Here is a 12,614-nt window from a genome sequence, read left to right on the forward strand (position 1 = left end):
CGTTAACTGAGTTAAATTGGTAACTGAGGTACTAAGCGCCTAAACGCTGTCTTACTGCTTCAAATAAACAAACACCAGTCGCCACAGACACATTCAAGCTTGAAACACTGCCAGACATTGGGATAGACACTAATGAATCGCAGCTTTCGCGTGATAAGCGGCGTAAACCTTTATCTTCAGCACCCATAGCAATCGCTAACGGGCCGGTTAGATCAGCTTGATACACATTGCCATCAGCCTCACCTGCTGTTCCAACAATCCACACGCCTTTCTCTTGCAGATGGCGCATAGTGCGCGCCAAATTGGTTACCTGAAATAATGGAATTATTTCAGCGGCACCGCAAGCCACTTTACTCACGGTAGAGGTTAACCCTACTGAGTTGTCTTTCGGTACAATAACAGCATGGACACCTGCAGCATCGGCGTTACGTAGGCATGCTCCTAAATTATGTGGATCGGTCACACCGTCTAGTATCAGTAAAAATGGTACGTCAGTTTTATCTAATAATGCATCTAAATCATTTTCAGTTAATGGTTTAGTCGCTTTAACGCGGGCCACAATCCCCTGGTGCTGAGAGCTACCGGCTTTTTCATCTAACACTTTACGTGCAGCTCGTTGCAAAGTAGTGCCAAACTCTGAAGCAGTTTGAATTAATGGCATTAAACGTTCATCGTCACGGCCTTGTAATAACCACAACTCAATCACTCGCTCTGGGCTATTGGCTAATAAGGCTTGAACGGCATGAATGCCAAAAATAGTATCTTGTTTTTTCATTTAATTACTTTCTCTTGCTGCGCTTGGCAGGGGTTTTCTTTACTGTAGATTTAGCTTTGCCGGCATCAGACACACTGTCTTTAGCCGATGACTTTTTAGTGCTCGCAGGCTTTTTGGTGCCATTGGCTTTTGCGCCTGAACGACTTTTGCGTGCTTTCGGTTTATCCGATTTAGCATCTGCCTTACCACGAGCCGGTTTTGCACCTTCAAGATTAGCGCGCTCCCGTGCTGTCATGACTTTAGCGGTGCGCGGTTTTTTACCACTGCCTTTGCTGTTATCACCGACCATTAATAGATCAATTTGGCGGTCATCTAAATTAACAGCAGCAACCTTCACCGTTACTTCATCACCGACCTGATAAACCTGACGAGTATTCTCACCAATTAAACGCTGACGCATTTGATCAAATTGATAGTAATCACTGGCTAAGCTTGAAATATGCACCAAGCCATCAATAAATAATTCATTAAGGCGCACAAACAAACCAAAGCTGGTGACCGATGCGATGACCGCTTCAAAAGTATCACCGACATGGTCTTGCATGTATTCGCACTTCAGCCAGTCGCTCACATCGCGGGTGGCTTCATCAGCACGGCGCTCGGTGGTTGAACACTCTTCACCGAGTAAATCGAGTTCTTCAATCTGATAGAGGTAACCACCATCTTGAGTCCACTTATCGCTCACCTCGCCCTGCTCTTTTGCGAGTAAATACTTAATCACCCGATGTAAAATTAAATCAGGATAGCGACGAATTGGCGAAGTAAAATGCGAATAAGCCTCTAATGCTAAACCAAAATGGCCTTCATTATCAGGGCTATAAATAGCTTGGCGCATAGAGCGCAGTAACATCACCTGTATTAGCTCAAAGTCTGGACGATCTGCAATTTTCAACATGATGTTTTGGTAATCAGTAGGCGTGGGCTCTAAGCCACCATCCATACTTAGGCCGCGCTCAGCCAGAAACTCTTTAAAGTTTGCTAATTTTTGTTCAGATGGCGCTTCATGAACACGATATAACACTTCACCTTTGTGCTTTTTAACAAACTTAGCCGAGGCGACGTTGGCTAAAATCATACATTCTTCGATGATTTTATGTGCCTGGTTACGCCCTCTTGGCACAATTTTATCAATTTTACGTTGCTCATTGAAAATGAACTGCGTTTCCAATGTTTCAAACGCAATTGCGCCACGCTCTGCTCGGCGCTCATCGAGGGTAAGATACAGCGACTGCAAACATAATAAATGTGGAAATAATGCTTCGTGTTCAGGTGCAATCGGACCACCTTCAAGCATGTCAGCAACTTGCGTATAAGTAAAACGTGCATGCGAGTGCATCACCGCAGGATAAAACTTAGTGCCAGAAAGCTTACCCGCAGCAGAAATGGTCATCTCGGCAACCATGCATAAACGGTCGACATGCGGTTTTAACGAACATAAACCGTTAGAGATTTTTTCCGGCAGCATTGGGATAACTTGCGACGGGAAATACACTGAGTTACCACGAGCTCGCGCTTCTACATCGAGTGCAGAATCGGTTCTGACATAGTGACTAACATCAGCAATCGCGACCCATAAACGCCAGCCACCACTTGGTTTGGCTTCTGCATATACCGCATCGTCAAAGTCGCGCGCATCTTCACCGTCGATTGTTACAAGCGGCAAATGCCGTAAATCAACGCGGCCGAGTTTATCTTCTTCGGTGACTTCGTCAGGAATACGTTTAAGCTTTTTCTCGATAATTGCCGACCAGGTGTGCGGTAAATCGTAATTACGCAAAGCAATCTCGATTTCCATGCCCGGCGCCATGGTTTTACCCAACACTTCGGTCACTTTTGCCGCAGCTTTAACAAAGCGGCCAGGACGGCGGGTTAATTCAACCACAACAACGTCGCCAGCTCTAGCACCATTGCGATCGTTATTATCGATTAAAATTTCTTGTGTAATGCGGCGATCATCAGCAATCACAAACCCCATACCACCATCAACATGGTAGCGGCCAACGAGCGCTGCTGTGCGCTCTTGCACTAAACGGACAATGCGCGCCTCACGACGTCCACGACGATCAGTGCCGGCTTTTTGAGCCAATACTTTATCGCCATGGAAATACATCAGCATGTCACGGTTATTAATAAATAAGTCATCGCCGCCTTCATCTGGCTTAAAAAAGCCAAAGCCATCACGATGTCCAATAACACTACCAGACAACAAATCCATGCGCTCAGGTAAACCGTAGCTTTGGCCACGTGTAAAGACTAATTGGCCGTCGCGCTCCATAGCACGCAAGCGACGACGAAGCGCTTCTAATGGCTCTTCTTCGGTTATTTTTAGTGCTTCGGCTATTTTGTCGCGACTAACAGGAGACTTTTGCGCGCGCAAGTACTCTAAAATGTACTCACGGCTAGGAATAGGGTTGTCGTATTTATCTTGCTCTCTCTCAAAATGAGGATCGTTGATCATTCAATTTCCAAATAATTTGCTCCATACTGTGGAGCCTTAACGTTTGTACAGCTGAGGCTGCTTAGCCCTGGCCACTATGCTGGCGGGCATTTTTGCAGCTAACACCTGCAATAAAGACGAGGCCTTTTTCTGTTCGGCGTCGTTATCAAATATACTGTTATATAACCAGTGATAACCCATTTCGTAATCGGTCGGGCTACCATAACCTTCGCCAAATAAGCGAACTAACATCATTTTAGCGGCTAAATTACCATTAGCGGCTGCAGGCAATATATATTGCACTGCGCGATTAGGATCTTTCACCACTAGTTTACCGCGATAATAGTAATCCGCCAATTTTACCATGGCTTCAGAGCTACCTTGCTCTGCTGATGTCTGTAATAACATCATGCCGCGCGACGGATGCGTTTTTACGCAAACGCCATTAATTAACATTTCACCCCATAAAAATTGATATAAGGGTTGTTGTAAAACTTCAGCACGCGCCTCAATATCTTGCACTAATTGGCAATCATCGGCTTTAACACGCTGTAAATACTGGTTCGATTGAATAAGTGAAATCAGTTGCTGATCGCTATAAATATCGACAGCCTCAGTCAATGCAAATGCATGGGTTGAAATTAGGCTGAAAAGGACTAAAGATATACGCAACATAAGGATTCTCAATAACACGATGATGACTTATCCATCGGCAGTATAGCGCATTTCTTGAGTGTAACCCTCAGAGAAAAGACACGGAATGCGTGATACCACTTTATCTGAACACATAAAAAAGGCCGCTTATCGCGGCCTCTTAGTCTTACTTGAACGGATTAACCAAAATCATGGTTTCATTTCGGTCCGGACCAGTAGAGATTATATCAACAGGCGTTTCTAAAAGCTCTTCGATACGCTTGATATAATTGATTGCCGCTTCAGGCAATTGCTCAATTGAAGTGGCGCCGAAAGTAACTTCGCTCCAACCAGGCATGGTTTCATAAATGGGTTTAACTAGCTCGTAACCTTCAGCAGCTAAAGGAGTAACCTTTGATACTGTGCCATCCGGATATTCATAGCCAACACAAATTTTAACTTCTTTTAGGCCGTCTAAAACGTCTAATTTAGTTAAACAGAAACCGCTTACACTGTTGATTTGAACTGCACGGCGCATTGCCACTGCATCTAACCAACCAGGACGACGCTTACGACCGGTAGTAGCACCAAACTCTTGGCCTTTTTCACCGATATAATCACCGATTTCATTAGCAAGTTCTGTTGGGAACGGGCCAGCACCGACGCGGGTAGTATATGCTTTCATAATACCAAGCACGTAATCTAAGTGACGAGGACCAAAACCTGAACCGGTTGCCACGCCACCTGCTGTGGTATTTGATGAAGTTACAAATGGATATGTACCGTGGTCGATATCCAATAATGTACCTTGTGCGCCTTCAAATAAAATAGGCTCACCCGCTTTACGCGCAACATCTAGCATTTCTGTGACATCAGTACACATGCTTTTCAGATAATCAGCAATCGCTAATGCATCATCAAGCGTTTGCTGGTAATCAACTGCTTCAGCTTGGTAGTACTCAGTTAGCATAAAGTTATGATATTTCATAACCTCTTGTAACTTAGTCGCAAATAGTTCTGCATTAAACAAATCACCGATGCGCAAACCGCGACGAGAGACTTTGTCTTCATATGCAGGACCAATACCGCGGCCTGTTGTACCAATGGCTTTATTACCACGCGCTTTTTCGCGAGCGATATCAAGTGCACAATGGAATGGAAGAATAAGCGGACACGCTTCAGAAATCAGTAAACGCTCTTCGACAGGTACACCGCGACCTTTCAGCATGTTGATTTCTTTCATCAACGCATCAGGAGCAACAACCACACCATTACCGATAATGCATTTTACGTTATCACGTAAAATCCCTGACGGAATAAGATGAAGAACGGTTTTTTCACCATCAATTACCAAAGTATGACCGGCATTGTGGCCGCCTTGGTAACGAACTACGTATTTTGCCTGTTCTGTTAAAAGGTCGACAATCTTACCTTTGCCTTCGTCACCCCATTGAGTGCCGAGTACGACTACATTTTTGCCCATTATTAGCTGCAACGTCTTGTGGTATAAAATAGAATTTTAACAGATTTTAGGGGGTTATAGGCAAGTATTTTATTAAAAAATAATCAATAAAATGATCCCAGCAGTCACAAGACTTCCACCTAAGCGTCTGAGAACATTTTGCTTTTGTGTAGAAAGCTCAAATAAATATTTTTGCCATTTGTTTGGAAAAAGTAATGGCCCTAGCCCTTCAATAATTAAAACCAAGCCAAAAGCGGTCATTAGTAATTGTACACTCATGCTAAAAACCTCAAATAAATTAATATTGTCATTAACCAGTTATTCTACTGATATCGATTATGCGCTAAACGGTACAATTTATTATGTTTATTTTAGGCAATAAAAAACCCAGCAGATGCTGGGTTTTTTGAATCCAAAAAACGAATTAACGCTTAGAGAATTGTGGCTTACGACGTGCTTTACGTAGACCAACTTTCTTACGTTCAACTTTACGAGCATCACGGGTAACAAAACCAGCGGTACGTAGAGTAGGACGTAAAGCTTCATCTAGTTGCATAAGTGCACGAGTAATACCGTGACGAATTGCACCAGCTTGGCCAGTAGTACCACCGCCCTTAACAGTTACGTAGATGTCTAACTTTTCAGTCATTTCAACTAACTCTAATGGTTGACGAACAACCATACGAGCAGTTTCACGACCAAAATATACATCTAAAGGACGTTGGTTTACGATGATATTGCCACTACCTGCTTTAGCGAAAACGCGAGCTGTAGATGTTTTGCGACGGCCAGTGCCGTAGTACTGAGTTGCAGACATTTGCTTACTCCTCCCGTTTAGATATCAAGAACTTGTGGTTGTTGTGCAGCATGGTTATGTTCTGTGCCAGCGTAAACTTTAAGTTTACGGAACATAGCACGGCCCAAAGGACCTTTTGGTAACATACCCTTAACTGCTTTCTCGATGATCATTTCAGGCTTATGAGCTTGAAGCTTCTCAAAGCTGATTTGCTTAATGCCACCAATGAAGCCTGAATGAGAGTAGTAAATCTTACCAGCAGCTTTGTTACCAGTTACAGTCACTTTTTCAGCATTGATAACGATGATATAATCACCAGTGTCAACGTGTGGAGTGTATTCTGGCTTATGCTTGCCACGTAAGCGAGTTGCGATTTCAGTTGCGATACGACCCAAAGTTTTGCCTTCAGCGTCAACAACAAACCAGTCACGAGTTACAGTTTCTGGTGTAGCAGTAAAAGTCTTCATTATTACAAAAACCCAAAGTTAATTTTCTGTCTCACATGCTGACTGCCGATTGCAATCAACACAAAATTACCGATTCTTGCCCCTTCGAGCACGAATATTGGTTTCTAACTTCCGCCCAAATTGGCGGATTAACGCGGGCAGGGCGCAGATTATACGCAAAGAGAATCAAAAGATCACCTGCTTTTTTATAATTTTTATAATAAATTATGCCAATAAACTCGCTAAGTCCTTAGCTGCTGAGTAAATAGGTGCAGCGGCTTTTTATGGCAAATGTTCTAATGCTAAATAATCTCTCGATTGCATTTCGATTAAGCGTGACCGACAACGTCTAAACTCAAAGGTTAATTGACCATCGGTATAAATATCTTCGAGTTCTGTTTGAGCCGATACAATCAGTTTGACATTGCGCTCATAGAACTCATCGACCATGGCTAAAAATCGTCTGGCGATATCGTCACCCGTTTGCTGCGCGCCCATTTGTTCAATACCACTGAGCAGGACGGTGTGATAAAGGCATGCAATTTCCATATAATCACGCTGCGAACGCGGTCCATCACACAAGTCCCTAAAGTTAATCAGCAGTACACCTTGCGACTGTTGACGAATCGTAATCGCTCTACCATCAATATCAATCGCCGCGGTTTGCACTTCTGACTCTGGCGCTAACTGGGCAAAATAATGCAGTAAGTTGATGTCTGCTTGCTCATCTAGCGGACAGTGGTATATTTCGGCTTGCTCTAAAGTGCGTAAGCGGTAATCAATACCTGAATCAACATTGAGAATTTCACAGTGTTGATTTATCAATGCTATCGCAGGTAAAAAACGCGCTCGCTGTAAGCCATTTTTATACAGTTCATCAGGAATAATATTTGAGGTTGCTACTAGCGCAACGCCTTGTTTAAACAATTCTTGGAATAAGGTGCCCAGCAACATTGCGTCTGTAATATCAGAGACAAAAAACTCATCAAAACAAATCACCTGATACTGGCCAGCCATTTTTTTTGCGATGCTGACTAGCGGATCTTGGACACCTTTTAGGCCGTCAAGATCATGATGTATCTGGTGCATAAAGCGATGAAAGTGCGCCCGCAGTTTTCGCTCGCCAGGTAAAGCATCGTAAAACGTATCCATGAGATAGGTTTTCCCGCGCCCAACCCCACCCCACAAATACAGGCCTTTAACCGGAGCAGGTTTGGCTTTTACACCTACAGCTGAAAATAACTTAGACAATCCCGACGCGGGTTTATTTGCGTTAGCCAGCTCATCATAAACTCGTTGTAATGATTTTACCGCCTGCTCTTGTGCGGCATCATGTGAAAAATCATCTCGGGTAAGGTCTTGCTGATAATGCTGCCAAGGAGTTAACTGCGACACGATTACGACTCTCTTACATCAAATAATTGGTGCGATAATAACATTAAATATTCAATACGAGTAACCAACATAAACGATCAAATTAAGCTTTGTTAATCAAAATGGAACTAACGTTTAGCGCTAAACTCTGAATAATTAACGCATCCTTACCGATTATATTTACCGCGAATAAAGCGGCATGCTTATTAACAAGCGACACAAACAATCGGCATTACACCAACCCAATTGATTAACGATATTTAACTTTGAATTCATGCTTTCAAACCACATATTTTATGTATCTAAATTGAATGCATCTAGGAGCTACCTATACATGAAGACCAAACTAAGCTTACTTTCTGCAGCATTATTAACCGCATCGTTAACGATGTTTCCAGCCGTTTCTCAAGCCGCTATCCCACAATCGGTTGATGGCCAGGCAATGCCAAGCCTTGCGCCAATGTTAGAGCGCACGACACCTGCTGTGGTATCGGTTGCAGTATCAGGCACACAAGTATCAAAACAACGTGTACCAGATGTGTTTCGTTATTTTTTCGGACCTAATGCTCCACAAGAACAAGTGCAAGAGCGCCCTTTTAGAGGCTTAGGCTCAGGGGTCATTATTGATGCAGCGAAGGGATATATTATCACTAACAACCACGTCATTAATGGTGCTGATGATATTCAAATTGGCTTACATGACGGCCGAGAAGTAAAGGCTAAGTTAATTGGTGCTGATAAAGAGTCTGACATCGCATTATTGCAAATTGAAGCCAAAAATCTCACCGAAATCCGTCAAACAGATTCAGATAATATTCGCGTAGGTGATTTTGCTGTCGCCATCGGAAATCCATTCGGTTTAGGGCAAACCGTCACCTCGGGTATTGTCAGCGCATTAGGCCGCAGTGGTTTAGGCATTGAAATGCTAGAAAACTTTATTCAAACAGATGCGGCGATTAATAGTGGTAACTCTGGCGGCGCATTAGTCAATTTGAAAGGCGAACTCATTGGTATTAACACGGCCATTGTCGCTCCTAATGGCGGCAATGTCGGCATCGGTTTTGCGATACCAGCCAATATGGTTAACAACCTCGTTGAGCAAATCATCGAGCACGGTGAGGTGCGCCGCGGTGTATTAGGTGTTTCTGGCCGTGATCTTGATAATGAACTGGCCAAAGCGTTTGGCCTAGACACGCAACATGGTGGTTTTGTTAACGAAGTCATGCCAAAGAGTGCGGCAGACAAAGCTGGCCTAAAAGCCGGTGATATTATTGTTAGCCTTAATGGCCGCAGTATTAAAACCTTCCAAGAATTGCGTGCCAAAGTGGCTACCATGGGCGCGGGCGCAGAAGTTGAGTTTGGGATTATTCGTGACGGTGACAAGAAAACCATTAAAGCCACTTTAGGAGAAGCAGATAAGGTAGAAGCTGAAGCAGGTAATGTACACCCTATGTTACAAGGTGCAACATTAGAAGACAGCAAAAAAGGCATTGAGATCACTGATATTGCCCAGGGTTCACCTGCTGCAATGAGTGGCTTACAAAAAGGTGATTTAATTGTCGGCTTAAACCGCAGTAAAATTTCAAGTTTAAAAGTATTAAAAGAAACCCTGAAAGAAACCCAAAGTTCAGTGGCATTAAAAATACTTCGCGACAATAACCTACTCTACCTAGTGTTACGTTAGTTTTAATCAACGACCGCAATGTTGCACGCACGTTTCGGTATACAGTCATTAACTATCAAGGTGTTAATGACTGTGATATGACTTGAATAATTAAGCATCGGTTCCAGTTTGGTCGATGCTTAATTTTTTGAGCTATGTTAATATAAAGTTCATTTTTTTCAACAAATCCCAGGCCATGAATTTTAAAGACACATGCATCTATATAGTTAAAGCTGCGGTATTTGGCCTGATCATGGCAGCTGTTTTTTTAGTGATAACCTCAGTTTTACCCAATAATTCCCTAAATAGTGGTTTATCAACGGTGCACAATGGCGGTTCAGAACTGTCGTTTGCCAAAGCGGTTCGCCGTGCAGCACCCGCCGTCGCCAATATTTACAGTCTAAGCATTGATCAGCGTAATCCATTAAATTCAAGTTCACTACAGGGCTTAGGCTCTGGGGTTATTATGAGTAAAGATGGTTACGTGCTGACCAATTATCATGTAATCAAAAAAGCCGATGAAATTGTTATTGCGCTGCAAGACGGCCGTAAATTTACCGCTGAAGTAGTCGGTTCAGATCCCGTCACTGACTTAGCCGTGCTCAAAATCGAAGGTGACAACTTACCGATTGTGCCTTTTAATCTTTATAATCCCGCTCAAGTTGGTGACGTGGTATTGGCCATTGGCAATCCATACAATATTGGTCAAACTATCACTCAAGGCATTATCAGTGCGACAGGCCGTAACGGCTTAAGTTCAGGGTATTTAGACTTTTTACAAACAGATGCGGCAATTAATGCTGGTAACTCTGGCGGGGCATTAATTGATACTAGCGGTGAGTTAATCGGTATCAATACCGCTGCATTTCAGGTTGGCGGTGATAACGGTGGTAATGGGATTAGTTTTGCTATTCCGATTAAACTAGCTCACAGCATTATGGATAAATTAATTAAACATGGCCGCGTTATCCGTGGTGCCTTAGGAATTTCTGGTGAGCCATTAAATCCTGTGGTGGCGCAAATTCTTAACTTACCTGATTTAAAAGGCGTATTAGTGACCGGTATTGATCCCGATGGTCCTGCCGCCCGCGCTCGTTTAGCCCCACGAGATGTGATTACTCAATATAATGAAGAAGATGTACCCGGGGTTGAAATGCTACTCGACCGCATTGCTGAAACCACTCCTGGTACAAAAGTGAATATGACAATTATTCGTGAAGGGAAAAAACAAACTTTACCCGTTATCATTGCCGAGAAAGCTAACGAACCGGAATAATTGCAACCATTGCCCGAGCAATAAAAAAGCCATTCAACTTTTCAGTGAATGGCTTTTTTGTGGCATTTTTTTAGTTCTGTACAGCAATGGAACCTGTTACTTCACACGAACGACTTCAGCGCCCAGACCTTGGAACTTAGCTTCAATATGCTCATAACCGCGGTCGAGATGATAAATACGATCAACCGTAGTGATACCGTCAGCCATTAATCCTGCAATCACTAGACTCGCAGAGGCTCGCAAGTCAGTTGCCATCACTTGAGCACCGTTTAAACGTTCAATACCATGAATAATACAGGTATTGCCTTCAAGCTCAATATTGGCACCCATACGGCTCATTTCTGGCACATGCATAAAGCGATTTTCAAAAATCGTTTCAGTCACACGGCCCGTGCCTTCAGCTAGCGCATTTAATACACAGAACTGTGCTTGCATGTCTGTCGGAAAAGCAGGGTAAGGTGCCGTTTTAATATTCACAGCTTTTGGACGTTTGCCGTGCATATCAAGCTCAATCCAATCTTCACCCGTGGTAATCGTCGCGCCAGCATCCTCAAGCTTAGAAAGCACGGCCTCTAGTGCACTTGGGTCTGCAGACACACAACGAATTTTACCGCGAGTCACGGCTGCAGCAACCAGGAAAGAACCGGTTTCAATGCGGTCTGGCATTACGCGGTATTCACACCCCGATAAACGCTCAACACCTTCAATTTTTAACGTTGCTGTGCCTATGCCAGTAATTTTAGCGCCCATAGCAATTAAGCAATTGGCTAAATCGGTCACTTCAGGCTCGCGGGCAGCATTTTCAATGACGGTGGTACCGTCTGCCAATGCCGCTGCCATTAATAAGTTTTCTGTGGCGCCAACGCTGACCATATCCATAAAGATATGTGCACCTTTAAGACGACCATCAACACGCGCTTTAATGTAACCTTCTTTGACTTCAATTTTAGCGCCCATAAGCTCTAAACCGTGTAAATGAAGGTTAACCGGGCGAGCACCAATAGCACAACCGCCTGGTAAAGAGACGTCTGCAGTACCATAACGGGCCAATAATGGTCCTAAAATAAGGATTGAAGCACGCATGGTTTTGACTAGGTCATACGGTGCGCAATACTCATTTAAGTTGGTCGTAGAAATACGAACACGACTCCCCTCTAGTTGCTCAACCTCTGCGCCGAGACAGCGTAAAAGCTCACAACTAGTGTTGACGTCACGTAAATTAGGCACGTTTGAAACAATAAAATCTGTTTCAGCTAAGACGCCAGCCATTAAAATAGGCAAGGCGGCATTTTTTGCGCCAGAGATCACGACTTCACCAGCAAGCGGTTTGCTGGCTATAATTGTTAATTTATCCACTGTGAATCTCAGTACTTACATGTTGAAAAGTTTTTCACGCTTCCACTGGGTCGGCGTAAATGTTTTGATAGTGAGTGCGTGTAATTCGCCACTGGCAATTTGCTCTGACAATGGAGCATAAATCGCTTGTTGTTGCTTTACTCGGCTCAGGCCATCAAAGCACTCACCCACAGCAACCACTTTATAATGGCTTCCGTCTGACGTTACGTGGGCTTCTGTCAACGACAATGCCTCTGTCAAAATTTGTTCAATAACTTTGCAATCCATGAAATCTATTACCTTTACTTATAAAACTCTTGTTTATAAAACTCATGTTTATAAAACTCATGCTTATAAAACTCATGCTTATAAACCTAATATTTATCAGACTATTACTTATCGAACGAATACATACCG

The 12,614-nt window shown here is 43.4% G+C and carries 12 protein-coding genes; 2 read left to right on the plus strand and 10 right to left on the minus strand.

The features are described 5' to 3' along the window. Positions 1–31: 31 nt before the first annotated feature. The 8 genes from rlmB to zapE all read right to left on the minus strand — a co-directional run bounded on the left by rlmB (position 32) and on the right by zapE (position 7,944). Positions 32–775, minus strand: a complete 744-nt coding sequence (gene rlmB, locus GQA99_RS04560; RefSeq protein WP_160052675.1) for a 23S rRNA (guanosine(2251)-2'-O)-methyltransferase RlmB — start codon at positions 773–775, stop codon at positions 32–34. Between the two features lie 4 nt (positions 776–779). After that, the gene (gene rnr / locus GQA99_RS04565) at positions 780–3,233 is read right to left on the minus strand and encodes a ribonuclease R (protein WP_160052677.1); all 2,454 of its coding nucleotides are present in this window, start codon (positions 3,231–3,233) and stop codon (positions 780–782) included. Positions 3,234–3,269: 36 nt separating this feature from the next. Next, entirely contained in the window at positions 3,270–3,887 is a 618-nt protein-coding gene (locus GQA99_RS04570; RefSeq protein WP_160052678.1) for a tetratricopeptide repeat protein, read from the minus strand. Between the two features lie 145 nt (positions 3,888–4,032). Then, positions 4,033–5,328: an adenylosuccinate synthase gene (locus GQA99_RS04575; RefSeq protein WP_160052679.1), complete on the minus strand. Its 1,296-nt coding sequence runs from the start codon at positions 5,326–5,328 to the stop codon at positions 4,033–4,035. 72 nt (positions 5,329–5,400) lie between these two features. Next, complete coding sequence (locus tag GQA99_RS04580; RefSeq protein WP_160052680.1) at positions 5,401–5,586, minus strand: DUF2065 domain-containing protein; 186 nt, start codon at positions 5,584–5,586, stop codon at positions 5,401–5,403. A gap of 145 nt (positions 5,587–5,731) precedes the next feature. After that, a complete protein-coding gene (gene rpsI / locus GQA99_RS04585; protein WP_160052681.1) occupies positions 5,732–6,124 on the minus strand; it encodes a 30S ribosomal protein S9 in 393 nt (130 codons plus the stop codon). A gap of 17 nt (positions 6,125–6,141) precedes the next feature. Next, positions 6,142–6,570 (minus strand): 50S ribosomal protein L13, encoded by a 429-nt coding sequence (gene rplM, locus GQA99_RS04590; RefSeq protein WP_011638797.1) that lies wholly within the window; start codon positions 6,568–6,570, stop codon positions 6,142–6,144. Between the two features lie 261 nt (positions 6,571–6,831). Further along, entirely contained in the window at positions 6,832–7,944 is a 1,113-nt protein-coding gene (gene zapE / locus GQA99_RS04595; RefSeq protein WP_160052682.1) for a cell division protein ZapE, read from the minus strand. A gap of 313 nt (positions 7,945–8,257) precedes the next feature. Here zapE and degQ point away from each other — a divergent pair, with 313 nt between their 5' ends. Both degQ and degS read left to right on the plus strand, forming a co-directional pair. Next, the gene (gene degQ, locus GQA99_RS04600; RefSeq protein WP_160052683.1) at positions 8,258–9,607 is read left to right on the plus strand and encodes a Do family serine endopeptidase DegQ; all 1,350 of its coding nucleotides are present in this window, start codon (positions 8,258–8,260) and stop codon (positions 9,605–9,607) included. 175 nt (positions 9,608–9,782) lie between these two features. Beyond that, on the plus strand, positions 9,783–10,862 hold the full coding sequence (gene degS / locus GQA99_RS04605; RefSeq protein ID WP_160052684.1) for an outer membrane-stress sensor serine endopeptidase DegS: 1,080 nt from the start codon (positions 9,783–9,785) through the stop codon (positions 10,860–10,862). Between the two features lie 96 nt (positions 10,863–10,958). On the opposite strand, the gene murA is transcribed toward degS, so the two are convergent. Beyond that, positions 10,959–12,218: a UDP-N-acetylglucosamine 1-carboxyvinyltransferase gene (murA, locus tag GQA99_RS04610; RefSeq protein ID WP_160052685.1), complete on the minus strand. Its 1,260-nt coding sequence runs from the start codon at positions 12,216–12,218 to the stop codon at positions 10,959–10,961. Between the two features lie 15 nt (positions 12,219–12,233). Further along, entirely contained in the window at positions 12,234–12,485 is a 252-nt protein-coding gene (locus GQA99_RS04615) for a BolA family protein (RefSeq protein ID WP_160052686.1), read from the minus strand. Positions 12,486–12,614 lie beyond the last annotated feature (129 nt).

This window comes from Shewanella litoralis, assembly GCF_009828585.1.
Classification (GTDB): Bacteria; Pseudomonadota; Gammaproteobacteria; order Enterobacterales; family Shewanellaceae; genus Shewanella; species Shewanella litoralis.